General features: G+C 41.3%; 15 protein-coding genes. 11 read left to right on the top strand and 4 right to left on the bottom strand.

The window, feature by feature from the left end:
• Window positions 1–2: 2 nt before the first annotated feature.
• Together lpxL and tolC are read right to left on the bottom strand one after the other, a co-directional pair.
• Window positions 3–929 (bottom strand): LpxL/LpxP family Kdo(2)-lipid IV(A) lauroyl/palmitoleoyl acyltransferase, encoded by a 927-nt coding sequence (gene lpxL, locus H5163_RS05215; RefSeq protein ID WP_182734566.1) that lies wholly within the window; start codon window positions 927–929, stop codon window positions 3–5.
• Between the two features lie 106 nt (window positions 930–1,035).
• Window positions 1,036–2,379: an outer membrane channel protein TolC gene (gene tolC / locus H5163_RS05220; protein ID WP_182731346.1), complete on the bottom strand. Its 1,344-nt coding sequence runs from the start codon at window positions 2,377–2,379 to the stop codon at window positions 1,036–1,038.
• 178 nt (window positions 2,380–2,557) lie between these two features.
• Here tolC and H5163_RS05225 point away from each other — a divergent pair, with 178 nt between their 5' ends.
• The 10 genes from H5163_RS05225 to H5163_RS05270 all read left to right on the top strand — a co-directional run bounded on the left by H5163_RS05225 (window position 2,558) and on the right by H5163_RS05270 (window position 13,268).
• The gene (locus H5163_RS05225; RefSeq protein ID WP_145234960.1) at window positions 2,558–3,187 is read left to right on the top strand and encodes an NUDIX domain-containing protein; all 630 of its coding nucleotides are present in this window, start codon (window positions 2,558–2,560) and stop codon (window positions 3,185–3,187) included.
• Between the two features lie 44 nt (window positions 3,188–3,231).
• Complete coding sequence (locus tag H5163_RS05230) at window positions 3,232–3,690, top strand: DUF1249 domain-containing protein (protein ID WP_182734567.1); 459 nt, start codon at window positions 3,232–3,234, stop codon at window positions 3,688–3,690.
• Window positions 3,677–4,468 (top strand): metallophosphoesterase, encoded by a 792-nt coding sequence (locus H5163_RS05235; protein WP_182734637.1) that lies wholly within the window; start codon window positions 3,677–3,679, stop codon window positions 4,466–4,468. The genes H5163_RS05230 and H5163_RS05235 overlap by 14 nt, the downstream gene beginning before the upstream one ends.
• Entirely contained in the window at window positions 4,453–5,013 is a 561-nt protein-coding gene (locus H5163_RS05240) for a YqiA/YcfP family alpha/beta fold hydrolase (RefSeq protein ID WP_182734569.1), read from the top strand. The genes H5163_RS05235 and H5163_RS05240 overlap by 16 nt, the downstream gene beginning before the upstream one ends.
• 31 nt (window positions 5,014–5,044) lie before the next feature.
• Entirely contained in the window at window positions 5,045–6,934 is a 1,890-nt protein-coding gene (parE, locus tag H5163_RS05245; protein WP_145234966.1) for a DNA topoisomerase IV subunit B, read from the top strand.
• Window positions 6,935–7,254: 320 nt separating this feature from the next.
• Window positions 7,255–8,349 carry a sorbosone dehydrogenase family protein gene (locus tag H5163_RS05250; protein WP_182734571.1) on the top strand — a complete coding sequence of 365 codons (1,095 nt, stop codon included), beginning with the start codon at window positions 7,255–7,257 and terminating at the stop codon, window positions 8,347–8,349.
• A gap of 10 nt (window positions 8,350–8,359) precedes the next feature.
• Window positions 8,360–10,651, top strand: coding sequence for a DNA topoisomerase IV subunit A (gene parC / locus H5163_RS05255; RefSeq protein WP_145234971.1), 2,292 nt, complete (start codon window positions 8,360–8,362; stop codon window positions 10,649–10,651).
• Between the two features lie 157 nt (window positions 10,652–10,808).
• On the top strand, window positions 10,809–11,522 hold the full coding sequence (locus H5163_RS05260) for a 1-acylglycerol-3-phosphate O-acyltransferase (protein WP_145234973.1): 714 nt from the start codon (window positions 10,809–10,811) through the stop codon (window positions 11,520–11,522).
• On the top strand, window positions 11,522–11,857 hold the full coding sequence (gene rraB / locus H5163_RS05265; protein ID WP_064667208.1) for a ribonuclease E inhibitor RraB: 336 nt from the start codon (window positions 11,522–11,524) through the stop codon (window positions 11,855–11,857). Before H5163_RS05260 ends, rraB begins: the two co-directional genes overlap by 1 nt.
• 193 nt (window positions 11,858–12,050) lie before the next feature.
• Window positions 12,051–13,268: an HD-GYP domain-containing protein gene (locus H5163_RS05270; RefSeq protein ID WP_145234975.1), complete on the top strand. Its 1,218-nt coding sequence runs from the start codon at window positions 12,051–12,053 to the stop codon at window positions 13,266–13,268.
• On the opposite strand, the gene H5163_RS21250 is transcribed toward H5163_RS05270, so the two are convergent.
• Window positions 13,228–13,569, bottom strand: a complete 342-nt coding sequence (locus H5163_RS21250; protein ID WP_310736639.1) for a hypothetical protein — start codon at window positions 13,567–13,569, stop codon at window positions 13,228–13,230. The two genes, H5163_RS05270 and H5163_RS21250, sit on opposite strands and share 41 nt — an antisense overlap.
• Window positions 13,570–13,858: 289 nt before the next feature.
• Here H5163_RS21250 and H5163_RS05280 point away from each other — a divergent pair, with 289 nt between their 5' ends.
• Window positions 13,859–15,121, top strand: a complete 1,263-nt coding sequence (locus tag H5163_RS05280; protein WP_145234979.1) for an outer membrane protein transport protein — start codon at window positions 13,859–13,861, stop codon at window positions 15,119–15,121.
• A 97-nt stretch (window positions 15,122–15,218) separates the two neighbouring features.
• Here the strand turns inward: H5163_RS05280 and H5163_RS05285 are convergent, their stop codons facing one another.
• On the bottom strand, window positions 15,219–18,074 hold the full coding sequence (locus H5163_RS05285) for a valine--tRNA ligase (RefSeq protein WP_182734581.1): 2,856 nt from the start codon (window positions 18,072–18,074) through the stop codon (window positions 15,219–15,221).
• Window positions 18,075–18,102: the final 28 nt, after the last annotated feature.

The raw sequence follows: 18,102 nt of genomic DNA on the forward strand, positions 1-18,102 counted from the left end.
TGTCACTTGTAATAAGAAGGTGCATCAATATCAGGGCGTGTTTTAAAACGTCTATGAAGCCACATATATTGCGTTGGTGCAACGTTTACAGCTTGCTCGATACGTTGGTTGACGCGTGTTACATCAGCATGATCATCACCACTTGGAAAATTATCTAGTGTTGGCAGTATTTCTAAATGATACTTGCCATGTTCATCGCGACGGCTGGTTAAACTAACTGTTTCGCAATTTTTGCTGGCTGCAAAAAGTAATGTACCAGTGGTACTTGCTGTATCTTTGACTGCAAAAAATGGTGCAAATTCACAACGTTTACGACCGTAGTCCTGATCTGGTAAATAGTAACAAACCTTTTTAGCCTTAAGTGCTTTTAGTAACCCTTTGACATCGCGCTTGCCAATTAAATACTCATTGGAACGTAAGCGGCCACGAGTCATAAAAAATTCCATTAGCGGGTTGTTATGTGGACGATAGAAGCCAATACCTTGGTGATTGAGCCCCATAATGCGGCTTGTCATTTCAAGATGAAGAATGTGTGGCACGAGTAACAGTGCACCTTTACCTGATTGTTGGATCCTGTCAAAGTGCTCAAGTCCTTTCACTGAGCCATAAACGCGTTTTATCCGCCAGTTTGGCCACCACCATGCCATTCCGGTTTCAAGAGTCGCAATACCGGTGTTTTCCATATTCTGTTTGACCAGTGCGCGTTGCTGCTCAGCGGGCATTTCAGGAAAGCACAATTTAATATTTACTTCGGCAATATGGCGGCGTTTTTTCATAGTGCGATACACCAAACGGCCAAGTTGCCTTCCTAGCCAAAGTTGTAGTTTCGAAGGTAACCAAGATATTGTATATAAAATAAACACACCAAGCCAAGTAAGCCAATAGCGAGGCCCCAGAAAGGACCATTTAAATTCAGAAGAGTTGACCACGGAAATATCTCACATACGAAAAGTAGCTAGTTTAACTGGATGAATAAAAAAATACAAAAAAGCCAGCAAGTTGCTGGCTTTTAAATGAGTAATGTTAAGCTTATCTTTATTGGATTTCTTTTAAACCTTGGTTGATGGCTTGTAAATCATTACTTGTTAACGTGCCCGCTGCTTGTTTTAAGCGTAGCGTTGATACAACGTAGCGATAACGTACATCAGCGAGGTTACGTTTGGCGTTAAATAAGTTTTGTGTACTGACCAGTACGTCAACAATAGTACGAGTACCCACTTCAAAACCAGCTTCAGTGGCTTTTAATGCACTTTCAGCAGAAACTACGGCTTGTTCAAGCGCTTTAAAGGTCGCAATATCTGATACTACTTGATTATAAGAGGTGATCACCGAGCGGGTTACGCCACGCAGACTAGCTTCTAGATCTTCACTTGCAGCAACATAAAAAGCACGTGCCTGCTCAGTCGCTGCAGTAGTAGCACCGCCTGAATATATTGGCACACTAAAGTTAATGCCAATATTTGTACTATCACCACGTGGGCGGGCAGTGTTGCTATTGCTATCAGTTAGTGTATCACCGTAGCTGGCATCTAAAGTCAGCTTAGGATAATGGCCTGCTTGTGCTAAATCAATTTGATCTTTAGCGATATCAACCGTTACCTTGGAGACCTGCAGGTTTAAATTATTTTGTTCTGCAAGCTTAATGTAATCGGGTGATTTTTTTGTCGGTTGTACCGTAGAAAATGTTTCGGTATTTAATACATCAAGCTTAGCATGATATTTACCGGTAATTTCACGAAGCTGCTCACGGGCAGTTTCAACGCCGTTTCTGGCAACGATTTCGCGGGCAACCGAGTTATCAAATTGTGCTTGCGCTTCATGCACATCGGTAATTGCCGTCAAGCCTACAGCATAACGCTGTTTGGTTTGCTCAAGTTGACGTTCAATAGCGCGTTTTTCAGATTGTACAAATTCTAAGTTATCAATTGAACTTAATACGCTGAAATAGCCATCTGCAACACGAACAATTAGGTCTTGCTTGGCAAAATCATATTGAGCAGCTGCTTGCAACGCTTGTTTGTCTGCAATACCGAGTGAATTCCATGCACCTAAATCAAACAGAGTTTGGCTTAGTCTAAGACCACGGCTGAAAGTATCTGAATCGCTATCGATCTTGGTATATCCTGCCGCATCAGTTCCGTTAAATGATGTGCTATCGGTTTTCTCATACCCCATAGAAAAACCGATTTGTGGCAATAATGCGCTCATCGCACGGTCACTGTTATAAGCTTGTGCATTTGCTTGGGCTTTTGCTTTTAAAACTGTAGGATCGTTAGCAGTGGCAATTTCATAAACTTGTAATAAGTCTTCAGCATTTGACGCTGTAGCTGTTAATGCGCAAGATATACCAATCAGCGCAGCAAGAATGTTCTTTTTCATTATTCGTTCAGTCCTTAGACAATTTACGTTCTAAAAGCATGGTAACCTGTTTTACATAAGAACAAAAAAAAATTTGCGTAAAACAGCGTAAACAAGTGTAACAGAATATAATATCCCGGACATGATAGTAAGTATCTAGGTTGAAACTCAAGTAATAATATGTGTAATAGGAAACTTCATGGCTGATGAAATACTCACAAAATTTACCAAGCAAGACGTTATAATAGCTCCTATAAAGGTACTTTATAACGGTTTTTTTAAGATTAACTTATATCAGTTTGAACATGCATTATTTGCGGGGGGCCAATCAGCGACGATCCGCCGTGAAATACTTGAACGCGGTGACGCTGTTGCGGTTTTACCGTATGATCCCGTAACAGACTGTATTTTGCTGATCGAACAAATACGTATTGGCGCGATAAAAAGTAAACAGTCACCTTGGTTATTAGAATGTATAGCAGGCATGACCGATGGCAGCACTAATTATGAAGATGTCGTTAGGCGCGAAGCATTTGAAGAAGCGGGCTTAGTACTGAGTGAATTAGAATTTATGCTATCGTATCTGTCAAGCCCTGGTGGGACTACTGAGCGGTTACATCTTTACCTTGCAAAGACTGATTTAAGCCAGCTGCAAAGTGGCGTGTATGGACTTGCAACTGAAGGTGAAGATATTAAAACGCATATTCTCAGTTTTGATGATGCAATGGCGCGTTTAGCAACCGGTGAGATAGATAATGCTGCCTCGGTAATTTCATTGCAGTGGTTAGCCCTTAATCGCGAACGTATAATTAATAATCAGCGCAGCTAAAATAGTAATAGACTACCCTTAACCTCTAACTTTATGGCGGTAATGTGACAGCACTTGCAGTGAAACAACGATATATTCAGAGTCTTCCTAAATACTTGACGTTATGTGAGCATAACTACCTACGTGCTTTAAAATTGTTGCCCAATGAGCGCAAAGAAGGCAATACACGTCATGTACAACTGGGTAATAACCAGTTTATAATTAAGGTTGATGGCTGTGCTAAATACACGATGGATATTTCAATAACGCAATTAACCGGTATGTTAAAAGGGTTTAATCCGCTGTTTTTAACTGTGCGTTTATATCACGATGCAAAAGTTGCTGAAATAATTCACCATGATTACCATCAAAGGATCAAACCTTCATATGGTTACCCTAATCCGCAAATGCATCAAAAAGATGAAAAATATCAACTCAATGCGTTTTTGTATGATTGGTTAGTGGCGTGTGTTGAAAGTGGTCGAGCAGTACTTAACTGGGATATAAATGATGGCCTGGTTTGATGAGTCGGCGCAGTTCAATAATACTCAGCTGCGCTTAGCACATATTACCGATTGTCACTTATTTGCAGACCCACAAGGGGAGTATTTTGCGGTCAATACCGCTGAGCACTTTTCTCGCGCGCTTGCAGATATGGCAAACCAGTCACTAGACGCCGTGATCTTTGGTGGCGATTTAACCCAAGATCACAGTTTTGCATCATATTTGTTGTTTGCTCAGTTGATTGCCGATTCAGCGCTTACTTGCCCAGTCTTTTGGCTGCCAGGTAATCATGATGATATCAGTGCGATGCAGCGTATTTCTGGTGGTCAAATCAATAGCGCAAAACGGTTAATTGCCGATGGGTTTGAAGTGTTATTAATTAGCTCTAAAGGGCCAACACCAGCAGGTTGGGTAAGCGAAGCCGATTTAAATGAACTCGCTGATTTATTAGCGACTTCACAGTCGCCAAGCGTGGCTTTTTGCCACCATAATCCATTACCTATTAATGGTTACCTAGACAAGCATATGCTCGAAAATGGCCCGCAATTACTTAATTTATTGCATAATAGCGCGCTAGTAAGGCAGTTATTTCATGGTCATGTTCATAATGACTATCAATTTAAATTCAGAAGTATTGAGATTTTTGCTACGCCAGCAAGCTCAGTGCAGTTTACTAAATACACCGATGACTGGCAGCAACATAATGCGGGGCCTGGTTATCGATTGTTGACAATATCAAAGCCAACAAACAGTGCAAAACTATTAATTAACTCGGAACTGATGTGGCCCAACGAGTAATTTATATTCATGGTTTTAATAGCAGCGAACATTCATTTAAAGCTGTCCGCTTTGGTGAGTATATGGCACACTATGACGTTGATTATTGTGTGCCACGGCTAAGCCATGAACCGTTTCATGCGATAATTCAAATTGAACAATTATTAACGCCAAATACTGTATTACTTGGTAGTTCTTTAGGTGGTTTTTACGCCACTTATTTATCGCAAAAATATCAGTTACCAGCAGTGGTTATAAACCCTGCGGTTAAGCCTTATTTATTATTGAGTTCTTTGTTAGGGCCGAACTATAATCCCTATCAGAATAGCCATTACGAGCTCAACAATAGTCATATTAACGCGTTAAAATCACTGTCGATACCTAGCTTAGAGCGCCCATCATTACTGTATTTATTACAGCAAACGGGTGATGAAGTACTGGATTATCAGCAGGCCGTTAAATATTATTCACAATGCAAGCAACAGATAGAATTTGGTGGTGATCATAGCTTTGTTGGCTTTGAAGACTCCATTGCTAGTATTGTAGATTTTCTTAAAATCACGTAAAACATAGCTAAGCGCATAAAAGATAAAAACTATGAGTCAGCAAAATTATAACGCCGAAGCCATTGAAGTATTAAATGGGTTAGAACCTGTTAAACGCCGTCCTGGTATGTACACCGACACCACCCGTCCTAATCACTTAGGACAAGAGGTTATTGATAACAGTGTCGATGAAGCCATGGCCGGACATGCCACTAGAATTGATGTCATTTTGCATGAAGATAATTCGCTAGAAGTTAGCGATGATGGCCGTGGTATGCCTATCGATATTCACCCAGAAGAAGGTATTCCTGGGGTCGAATTGATTTTTACCAAGCTGCATGCTGGTGGCAAGTTCTCTAATAAAAACTACCAATTTTCAGGTGGTTTGCACGGGGTAGGGATCTCCGTGGTTAATGCATTATCAACGCGCGTTGAAGTGGTTGTGCGCCGCGATGCACAACAATACATGATGGCGTTTGAAAGCGGTGATAAAGTTGAAGATCTTCATGTTATAGGCACCGTAGGTAAACGTAATACAGGTACAACTGTACGTTTTTGGCCTGATGTAAGCTACTTTGACTCAGCTAATTTCTCGTTGACTAAATTACATCATTTATTAAAAGCTAAAGCCGTACTTTGCCCAGGCTTACGTATTAAGTTTGTTAATAAACAAACCAAAGAAACCCAAGAGTGGTATTACGAAACAGGCCTTAAAGACTACTTAAACGAAGCTGTTAAAGGTTACGAAGTACTGCCAAAAGACCCATTTACCGGTGAGTTTTCAAGTTCAACGGAAGGTGCTGATTGGGCGGTTGTTTGGTTACCTGAAGGCGGTGAATCGATAGCTGAAAGTTACGTTAACTTAATACCAACTGCGCAAGGCGGTACTCACGTAAATGGTTTGCGACAAGGTTTACTTGAGGCTATGCGTGAGTTTTGTGAATTTAGAAACTTACTGCCGCGTGGCGTTAAGCTCACCCCCGATGACATTTGGGAACGGTGTAGCTACGTTTTATCAGTGAAAATGCAAGATCCACAATTTGCTGGTCAAACCAAAGAGAAATTATCTTCTCGTTCGTGCTCGGCATTTGTATCTGGGGTGGTAAAAGATGCATTCAGTTTATGGTTAAATGAGCACACCGATACTGCTGAGTTACTGTCAGAGTTATGTATTTCTAATGCACAAAAACGTCTTCGCGCAGCCAAAAAAGTGGTGCGCAAGCGTGTTACCGCAGGCCCCGCATTACCGGGTAAATTAACCGACTGTAGCGCTGCAGATAACGACCGTACTGAGCTGTTTTTAGTAGAAGGTGACTCAGCTGGTGGCTCAGCTAAACAAGCACGTGATCGTGAGTTTCAGGCAATAATGCCACTACGTGGTAAAATTTTGAATACGTGGGAAGTTGAATCAGGGCAAATTTTAGCGTCACAAGAGGTGCACGATATTTCTGTGGCGCTGGGTATCGACCCTGACTCAACTGATATCTCTTCGTTACGCTATAATAAAATTTGTATCTTAGCGGATGCTGACTCCGATGGACTGCATATTGCGACTTTGTTGTGTGCACTATTTGTTCGTCATTTCCCAACGTTGGTGAAAACGGGTCACGTATATGTAGCTATGCCACCGTTGTTTAGAATCGACATTGGTAAAGATGTTTATTATGCCCTTGATGAAGATGAAAAATCCGGCATCCTAGCGCGTATTGAAGCAGAGAAAAAACGCGGTAAAGTAAACGTACAGCGTTTCAAAGGCTTGGGTGAAATGAACCCACTGCAACTACGCGAAACGACCATGGATCCTAATACTCGCCGCTTAGTCCAGCTAACCTTAGAGGATGAAGTGGAAACCATGGAAATGATGGATATGTTGCTGGCGAAAAAGCGCTCATCAGATCGTCGTCAATGGTTAGAAGATCATGGTAATCGTGCTCAAGTGTGATTTTTAAAGTTGTTTGTACTTGTATCGTATAAAGCTGTAACTCGATTTATACCAATTTATTAAAAACATGATTATTTAGTGAGTTATATCCCCCTAAGGTAAAATAGCTCACTAATTTAATGCAATTGGTATTTGCTGACAAACGACTATGTAATCAAAGTCCTGATTACTTAATTAAAGCTCGTATAATCAGTGTTCGCGGTGAGTTCTAAGTCATGGCAAGTTTGCTGTGATGAAAAAACGTCGCTCAAAGATTTTTAATAGAAAGCAGATTAAGCGTTATATGCAGCGAAGCAGCATGGCCAAATAGGGTAAAATCGATGAATAAATTACTAGTTTCTCTACTAACTTTAGGCTTGCTAAGCCCGTCCTTAGCAGCAAAAGAAATCCTTAAAGAACTCAGTGTTCCTGATGGCTTTACTGTAAACATATTTGCCAGTGATGTGGAAAATGCACGGCAATTAGCAGTATCTAAAAAAGGTATTGTCTATGTTGGCTCGCGCAGAGCGGGAAACGTATATGCACTTATTGATCACAATAGTGATGGGGTTGCTGATAAACAAATACTGGTGGCCAGTGGTTTAACTATGCCATCGGGTTTAGCAATCAAAGATGGCGACCTGTATGTTGCTGAAGTACAACGTATTATCCGCTTCAAGAATATTGATACACAATTAAAAGCACCTAAATATGAAGTGGTATACGACGCATTACCGACAGAAAGTCACCACGGTTGGAAGTTCTTACGCTTTTCACCAACTGGCGAGTTAATCATTCCTGTGGGTGTACCTTGTAATATTTGCGGCGAAGATGAGCGCTATGGGCGAATATTTTCATTGGATGTAAACACCAAACAAATGACCACGTTAGCACAAGGTGTGCGTAACTCTGTTGGTTTTGACTTTCATCCTAGCACCCAGGCTATGTGGTTTAGTGATAATGGCCGAGATATGATGGGGGATGATCTTCCACCGGATGAACTAAACCGCTTAACAACCGAAGGTGAACATTTTGGTTTTCCCTATGTGCATGCAGGTGCCATCTTAGATCCTGAATTTGGTAAAGGTAAAAATATTGCCGATTACAGTGCCCCAGCTTTAGCTTTGGGTGCGCATGTTGCTCCATTAGGGATTCATTTTTATCAAGGTAAACAATTTCCTGCTACTTATAAGCAGCAATTATTTGTTGCTGAACATGGCTCGTGGAACCGCAGTAAAAAATCTGGATATAAAGTGGCAGTTGCCACTATTGAGCAAGGACGTGTGATAAAATACACGCCGTTTATTACGGGCTTTATGAAAAACGAAGAAACATTGGGTCGTCCGGTTGCTTTTGCAGAACTTGCCGATGGCAGCTTATTGATCTCCGATGATTATGCCAATGTGATCTACCGTGTAAGCTATAAAAAAAATTAGGTAGGCTTTGATGAGTGATACAGATACCTTGCTATTGCAAGGAATTGAGCAACAAACAATGGGGCGTTTTACTGAAGACGCCTATTTGAATTATTCCATGTATGTGATCATGGATAGGGCATTGCCACATATTGGCGATGGTCTAAAACCAGTACAACGTCGTATTATTTACGCCATGAGTGAACTGGGTTTATCGGCAACGGCTAAGTATAAAAAGTCAGCCCGTACCGTTGGTGATGTACTCGGTAAGTATCATCCTCATGGTGATAGCGCCTGTTATGAAGCGATGGTGTTAATGGCACAACCATTTTCTTATCGTTACCCATTAGTTGATGGGCAAGGGAACTGGGGTGCTGCAGATGATCCAAAGTCATTTGCGGCAATGCGTTATACCGAAGCGCGTTTATCTAAGTTCTCAGAAGTACTGTTAAAAGAACTTGGCCAAGGAACTGTTGATTGGACGCCAAACTTTGATGGCACAATGGATGAACCACAAGTATTACCATCACGCTTACCACATATTTTACTCAATGGTATTACGGGTATTGCAGTCGGTATGGCAACTGACATTCCTCCACACAACGTGCGCGAAGTAGCCAGTGCCTGTTGTTTGCTGTTGGATAACCCTAAAGCTGAGTTAGATCAATTGCTTGAGCATGTACAAGCTCCCGATTACCCAACTGAAGCTGAAATAATCACTTCAAAAGCGGATATTCGTAAAATTTATCAAACCGGCCGTGGTTCGATAAAAATGCGCGCTATTTATACAGAGGAGCACGGCGATATTGTCATTACTGCACTGCCACATCAATGTTCTGGTGGTAAAGTACTTGAGCAAATCGCAGCGCAAATGAATGCCAAAAAGCTGCCTATGGTCGCTGATTTACGTGACGAATCAGATCATGAAAATCCAACCCGGATTGTCATCATTCCGCGTTCTAATCGTATTAAAGTGGAGCCGTTAATGGCTCATTTATTTGCCACTACGGACTTGGAAAAAAATTACCGCGTTAATATCAATATGCTTGGCCTTGATGGCCGTCCGCAGGTAAAAGATTTACGAACCATTTTAACTGAGTGGCTGGTGTTCCGTCGTGAAACAGTGCGCCGTCGCCTGCAATATCGTTTAGATAAAGTATTGGCTCGTTTACATATTTTAGAAGGTTTACTTGCAGCCTTTTTAAATATTGATGAAGTTATTGAGATTATTCGTAGCGAAGACAAGCCAAAGCCTGTGTTAATGGAACGCTTTGGTATTACAGACATCCAAGCCGAAGCAATCCTTGAATTAAAACTACGTCATTTAGCGAAACTTGAAGAGTTTAAAATTCGAGGTGAGCAAGATGAGCTTGCCAAAGAACGCGATAAATTACAGCTGACTTTAGGCTCTGAACGTCGTATGTCGACGTTACTAAAAAAAGAGATTCAAGAAGCAGCAGAGCTGTATGGTGATGAGCGCCGTTCACCGATTGTCGAACGTCTTGAAGCTAAAGCATTAAGCGAAAAAGATTTAATCCCATCAGAATCAGTAACCGTTGTGTTGTCTGAAAAAGGTTGGGCGCGTGTTGGTAAAGGCCATGATTTAGATGTTGAAGGGCTCAGTTACCGGGCTGGCGATGCATATAAAGCCTCTGCGCGTGGTAAGAGTAACCAACCTGCGGTGTTCTTAGATTCTGCTGGGCGTGCATTTGCCACTGATGCGCATGGGTTACCGTCGGCACGAAGCCAAGGTGAACCAATGACAGGTCGGTTTAACCTTACTGCAGGTGCTAATTTTGAGCATGTAGTGATGGGCGAAGACAAACAAGTGTTGTTAATGGCATCAGATGCAGGTTATGGTTTTATTACTGATTTTGTAGATCTAGTAAGTAAAAACAAAAACGGTAAAGCCCTGGTCAGTGTGCCTAAAGGTGGGCAATTATTAGCGCCAATTCGGGTTAATGATGTTGCTAACGATTACTGTATGGCGATATCTAATGAGGGCCGGATGTTGTTATTCCCATTACGTGATTTACCAAAACTAGGTAAAGGTAAGGGTAACAAGATAATCTCTATCCCAAGTGCCAAAGTACAAGCGCGTGAAGAGTTTGTTAAAGTGCTGGCAGTGGTGCCTGAAGGTACCAGTGTTACCTTGCATGCAGGTAAGCGTAAACTGACTCTTAAACCTACTGATTTGGAGCACTATCATGGCGAGCGTGGCCGTCGAGGTAACAAACTACCGCGTGGTTTACAGCGTGTCGATGAAGCGGTTGTAGAGCTGACGGCGATTGATGATGATATTGAGCCGACAGAAACCGAGTAAGTATTTTTTTATATCTATGAATAAAACGGCCTGCTATTGCAGGTCGTTTGTTTTTAAAGCAGAAAATTATTTTAAGCTTACATGTGTTCGCTAAACACTCGTTTAGCGGCAAAAATAACGCTATAATGCTGGCGTTATTATTTTTGGAGCGTTTTCTTTGTTAGCTATTATTCGTATTGTTATTATGGCATTGTTTATTTTATTAAGCTGTGTATTTGGTTTACTCCTTTGTTTAGTAAAACCTTTTCATATAAATAATGTACATATTATTTCAAGTTGGTTTGGCACAGTGGCTAAAATGCTTGGTGTAAACGTGGTTATTACACGCCATCCTGACGCGCAAAATTGTGGCCCTGCAGTGTATGTTGCAAACCATCAAAATAATTACGATATTTTCACTTTACCGGCGGCGGTACCAAAAAACTGTGTCAGTTTAGGTAAAAAAAGTCTTAAGTGGATCCCATTTTTTGGACAGCTATATTGGCTTTCGGGCAATATTTTAATTGATCGGGGAAATCGTTCTAAAGCGGCTAGCACGATCACTAAATCGGCCGATAAAATCAAACAAAAAGGCTTGTCAGTGTGGATTTTCCCAGAGGGAACCCGCAGTTACGGACGTGGCTTATTACCATTTAAAACAGGTGCATTTCACACGGCTTTAAATGCGGATGTACCTGTAGTACCTGTATGTATGAGCACAACATATAAAACCATTAAGCTAAATCGCTGGGACAATGGTATAATCTACATAGACATGTTAGCGCCAGAGCCACTTGATAAAACGATTGGAGCACGTGAACACGCAAAGCGTATTCATAGCAAAATGGCTGCTAGAATAACTGAATTAGATGCTCAAGTGAGAGAAAAGTAATGGAAAATTGGCGTGAAATTAGTGAAGACATTGTAACTTCGTTATTAGAAGATGGTTCTGATCCTGAGATCTTATACGAAGTAGAACATCACTTTGTTTGCGAAGACTTTGTCAAGCTTGAGCAAGCTGCACTAGCTGCGTTTAAACTAGGCTATGATGTTGAAGAGCCTGCAGAACTTGAGCTTGAAGACGGCAGTAAGATTTGGGGCTTTGACATCGTTGTTGAAGCTGAGTTAGATGTTGACGTAATAATGGAAGATGTTGATAAACTTGCACAACTTGCGATCGACACCGACGTAGAATACGACGGCTGGGGCACTTACTTTCAAGAGTAATATGTTATCCACTAGGTCCTAACCACTAGGACCTAGTGTAATTCATACCTATTATTGACTCGCCAACTCGCCAACTCGCCAACTCGCCATTTCCTAGTGCTTATTTCGTATTCGTTACTTTTGTTATAGACATTTGTAGTGGATCGTTGATAATCAGTAATTATTATTGTTTGAAATGAATTAATCACTTTATATGCTTATTACCCTTCCAATTTCTGAACTCGTACCAGGAATGTTTGTTGACAGTGTTAGCAAGCAGTTTGAGGGGGTTGATAGTATAAAAATCAAAACTCGCGGCCTAGTTCGCGATAAATCGATCATCAAGCGCTTGGTATCAGAAGGAGTGCAAGAGCTGCTGATAGATTTTACGCAAAGTGACGTGAGTGTTCCTGCCAAATATCAGCTTAAACCTGAAGTCGCGACTGTGGCAGCCGACAAGCCTAAAAAATCAAAAATAAAAAAGGTTATTACAGTTGAGCAAGAGTTTGCCAAAGCGAGTGTGAGCTATGAGCAACATAATCGTAATTTACAAAGTTTATATGGCGATGTTACTTCAGGCTTAAAGATGAATATCGCATTGCTTGATGGCATTGCCAAAGATATCGTGGCATCGGTATTTCGTAATCATAATGCAATGACTATTTTAACTCGTATTAAAGATAAGCATATGTACAATTGGCGACATATGACTAACTGCGCCATTTTTGTCACTGTATTTGCCAAGTACTTAGGTTACAAAGAAAGTGTTGTACAAGAGCTGGCTATGGGGGCCTTGCTACATGACTTAGGCCAAGCTAAATTACCACAAGGGATTTTTTCTAAACCTGAGAAAGTAAATAAGCTTGAGATGCAAGCGATTAAAAAGCATGTAGCGCAAAGTTTAGGCTTGGTAAAAGGCGAAAAAGGCATTACCCCATTAATGCTTGATATGATAGTTAATCACCATGAGCGCTTAGATGGCAGTGGTTATCCTCGAGGTCTGCAGGGCGAAAAACTTAGTCGACCAGCGCGAATTATGGCGATAGTTGACGTTTATGATGCAATGACCGCAGATAGACCCCATCAAATTGGTGATGAACCGATCAACGCATTGCGCTATTTATTAGCTAATAAACACATGTTTGATGGTGAGTTAGTACAGCGGTTTATTAAGTGTTTAGGTGTGCATCCGGTCGGTACGATTGTTAAATTAACCAATGAACGATTGGCATTAGTAACTGAAGGTAATCATCAGAACCCCATTCAACCTAAAGTTAAAGTTTTCTATAATGCTAAGCATAGTCATCATATTACGGCAAAAGATGTTGATTTAACTTCACCAGATCATGACTTAAAGATTTTAGCGAGTATCAAACCATTAGATTATCAGCTTAATTTGGCTCGTTTGTTAAAAGAGCATCTGTTGGTTTAAGCGGTTTTTTGGTTATTGCTTTGTTACAGTGTTCTTTAGTTGATTGCTTAGCCGATAATAGCGCACCACTGAAGCAACTCACCATTAATAATAGCCACAATAAAGTCCCATTCTCTGAATGTAACGCACTGCAGCAGCACACTAGTGCGACTAAAGCACAAACAATAGCACCTAACCAATAATGGTTAACAGGGTTATCGCATTCACCAGCTCTAGTGCAGGCACAAAAATTAGCTTTGCAAAAGCAATATACACTTACCCCACAAAAAGCCAACGCAGCAATAATTAATCCTATTTCCACCGCTTCATCTCCTTTGCTAGTCCTGTTTGGCAGTCTAATAGTGCTTATTAAACAAGTCAATCTAAATGATAATTAATTGCAAATGAGTTTTTCGCAGCAGCTTATCCGATGAGTTTTAAAAAACTGTTACTTTGCTGTTAAAAAATGGTTTTTATGGGGTTTTTTAACGCTTTGTTACAGTTTTTTATTTAAAAGTAAGGTACTGTGCAAAGGTTTTGAAGTAACTTACTCCTAATAATTAGAGACAACACATGGGAACCCAAGCATTTTGTTTGGTTAAGGAAACACAATGAAATTTACAAAAACTTTAATTGCAGCATCACTTGCTGTTATGTCTGCAGATACGTTTGCAGCGGCTTTCCAGCTTGCAGAGCAAAATGCCTCTGGCTTAGGGCGTGCATATGCTGGTGAAGCAGCAGTGGCTGATGATGCCTCTGTAGTTGCGCGTAATCCAGCTCTTATGTCTGTATTTAAAGAGCAGCAGCTAAGTATTGCAGGTATTGCTGTCATTCCAGATGTCAGCCTTCGTGGCACTGAAGCTAGTAATCAATCAGTTAACCCTGGTCAACTAAACGACAGCAGTATTGCGCCAGCCGCTTTTGTTCCTGCAGGTTATTTTGTAATGCCTATCGATGACAAGTTTGCTGTTGGTTTTGGTGCGTTTTCAAATTTTGGTTTATCAACTGAATTTGAAGCAGATTACCCTGCAGGCCAGCTTGCTGGTGAAACAGAGATTGTTACTGTAAATATGAACGTAAGTGGTTCATACAAAATCAATGAGCAATTTAGTGTTGGCCTTGGCTTAAACTATGTTTATGCAGATGCGAAAATCATTCGTAACTTTGGTGCTAATCCATTAGGTTTACCAGCACAAACTCAAGCAGTACATTTAGAAGGCGATGATACTGGCTTTGGTTGGAACTTAGGAGCTAGCTATCAGATTGATGAAAATAGTCGCTTTGGTTTTAACTATCGTAGCGAGACAGATATCACATTTGATGGCGAGTTTTCTAACCAATTACCTGCACAAATCGGTGGCCTAGCTGGCGTAAGTGTACCTGGAAGTGTTGAAATCACTCTCCCTGCGATTGCTGAGTTCTCTGGTACACACCAGTTAGATGAGAAAACAGGCTTACACTACAGTGTATTATGGACTGGTTGGGATAGTTTCCAAAAGCTAGAAGCTTATGTTCCAGGCAAAGATACACCTGTATTCTCTAAAGATGAGCACTTCTCAAACTCAATGCGTTACTCAATCGGTGGCGATTATCAGTTTAACGATGCTGTACTATTACGTGCTGGTATTGCTTATGATGAATCACCAGCCGATCAAAAACACCTGTCGATTTCTATCCCTGATACTGACCGTTTTTGGTACTCGTTTGGTGTTAACTACACCATGAGCGAACAAGCAAACCTAGATATTGGTATGAGTATTCTCCGTGGTAAAACACAAAACTTTACTGAATCTGATGGCTTAGGTCAGCAGTGGGGCTTTGAATCAAAAGGCCATGCATACTTATTTGGTGCGCAGTATAACTACACGTTTTAATTTGTAGGCGCGGGTTTATCCCGCGCAAATAAAAAGCCGCGTTATTTATTAACGCGGCTTTTTTTGTGTCTAGCTGTGCGGGGTTCCCCGCATCTAGTTACAAGCTTTCGATCTTGGCTTTTTGCTCAAGTAGTTTTGCTTTCGCATCTGAGAACTCTGCAAGTTTCTCATTTTCTTTAGCAAGGACTGCTTCAGGTGCATTGTTAACAAACTTTTCGTTTGCTAGTTTATTTTGCACTTGAGCTAGGCCTTTTTCGGCTTTTTCAAGCTGCTTAGCAATACGTGCAAGTTCGGCGTCAACATCGATTAGACCTGCCATTGGGATCATGATCTCAAGGTTACCAACATAAGATGTTGCACATGCAGGTGCGTCATCTTTGTTATCAAGCAGCGTAAATTCTTCAATTTTAGCAAGTGATGCTAAGAAAGATTTATTTTCTTCAATACGACGTACATCATCCGCAGATGCATTTGCTAGTAATACTGATAACGGCTTGCTTGGGCTAATATCCATTTCACCACGAATGTTACGAATGGCTAAAATGAATTGCTTTACCCACTCTAAATCATCCATTGCTTTTGCATCAACGTTAGCTTCATTGTAAACAGGGAAGGCTTGTACCATGATACTAGTGTTCGCTGTTTCAAGACCTGCCAGTGGCGCAACACGTTGCCAAATCGTTTCGGTAATGTATGGCATCATTGGGTGCATTAAGCGCAGTAGGCTTTCAAGCACAGTGATCAGTGTATGACGCGTACCACGTTGTTGTGCTTCATTGCCTTTGAATAATACAGGCTTTGTCAGCTCTAAGTACCAATCGCAAAATTGGTTCCAAGTGAACTCATAAAGCGTATTTGCTGCAAGGTCAAAACGGTAGTTATCTAAGTGCTCAGTATAGGTTTTAACAGTTGCTTCAAATTGGCCTAAGATCCAACGATCAGCAAGTGAATACTCTTTAACTGCATCATTTGTAAAGCCACAATCTTGCTCTTCGGTGTTCATTAGTACATAACGGCTGGCGTTCCACAACTTATTACAGAAGTTGCGGTAACCTTCAAGGCGGTTCATATCCCAGTTGATGTCACGACCAGTCGATGCCATTGCCGCTAAAGTAAAGCGCAGTGCATCTGTACCGTGGGCTTCAATGCCGTTATCAAAGGTTTTACGAGTATCTTTTTCGATTTTCTTAGCGACTTTTTCTTGCATCAGGTTACTGGTGCGTTTTGTTACTAAGCTTTCAAGGTCGATACCGTCAATCATATCGATTGGATCAAGTACGTTACCTTTAGATTTTGACATTTTATCGCCATTTTCATCGCGAATAAGACCCGTAACGTAAACCGTTTTAAAGGGCACTTGTGGCTTGCCGTTATCATCTTTGATGAAATGCATGGTCATCATGATCATGCGCGCTACCCAGAAGAAGATAATATCAAAACCAGTTACCAATACGTCAGACGGGTGGAAAGTTTTCAAATCATCTGTGTTCGCAGGCCAGCCTTGGGTTGAAAAAGTCCAAAGTGCTGATGAGAACCAGGTATCGAGTACATCTTCGTCTTGGCTAAGTGTTACGCTATCAGCAATGTTGTTTTCACGACGTACTTCTGCTTCATCACGGCCAACAAAAACGTTGCCTTCGCTGTCGTACCAAGCTGGAATGCGGTGACCCCACCACAACTGGCGCGAAATACACCAATCTTGTACGTCGTTCATCCACGAGAAATACATGTTCTCGTATTGCTTAGGTACAAATTGAATATCGCCATTTTTTACTGCGTCTTTTGCAGGCTCAGCCAGTGGTGCAACACGTACATACCATTGGTCAGTAAGTAGCGGTTCAATAACCACACCAGAGCGGTCGCCGTAAGGTACGGTTAGAGCGTGATCTTCAATTTTTTCAAGTAAGCCTAATTGTTCAAATTCAGCCACAATTGCTTTACGTGCATCGAAGCGGTCAAGACCATGCAGGCGCTCAGGAATTGGTGCATCAAACTCAAGCTCTTTACCATCAAAGGTGTAGGTTTCGCCTTGGCTTAGAATTGCGGCATCTTTATCGAAGATATTGATCAACGGCATTTGATGACGCTTACCAACTTCGTTATCGTTAAAGTCGTGTGCTGGCGTGATTTTTACACAACCAGTGCCTTTGTCTTTATCGGCATGTTCATCAGCAACAATTTTAATTCGACGATTAACAATCGGCAGTAAAATCTCTTTACCGATCAAGTCTTGATAGCGTTCGTCATCTGGGTTTACTGCAACACCTGAGTCACCAAGCATGGTCTCTGGGCGAGTCGTTGCCACTACAATGTAGTTTTTACCGTCTTGGGTTGTAACACCATCAGCCAATGGGTAACGTAGGTGCCACATGTGGCCTTGTTTGTCTTTGTTTTCAACTTCAAGATCAGAGATAGCCGTGTGTAGCTTTGGATCCCAGTTTACTAGGCGCTTACCACGATAAATTAAATCTTCTTTGTGTAAGCGTACAAACACTTCTTTAACTGCTTCTGATAAGCCGTCATCCATAGTGAAACGTTCACGATCCCAGTCAACCGATGCGCCAAGGCGACGAAGTTGTTTTGTGATAGTCCCGCCAGATTGTTCTTTCCACTGCCAAATTTTGTCGATGAAAGCTTCACGGCCTAAGTCGTGGCGTGTTTTACCTTCTTCAGCAGAGAGTTTACGTTCAACCAGCATTTGCGTAGCAATACCTGCGTGGTCAGTACCTACTTGCCATAATGTGTTATTACCTTGCATACGTTTAAAACGCGTTAAGGTATCCATAATGGTGTCTTGGAAAGCGTGGCCCATGTGTAAGCTACCAGTGACATTGGGTGGCGGGATCATAATTGAATATGCATCGCCTTTACCTGATGGTTTGAAGTAGCCTTTTTGTTCCCAGTCTTGGTATAACGACTGTTCAATATCTTGCGGATTGTAGGTTTTATCCATTACACAGAACCTTAAATAAGTACTTAAA

Source organism: Pseudoalteromonas sp. SG44-8, from assembly GCF_014164125.1.
Taxonomy (GTDB): domain Bacteria; phylum Pseudomonadota; class Gammaproteobacteria; order Enterobacterales; family Alteromonadaceae; genus Pseudoalteromonas; species Pseudoalteromonas rhizosphaerae.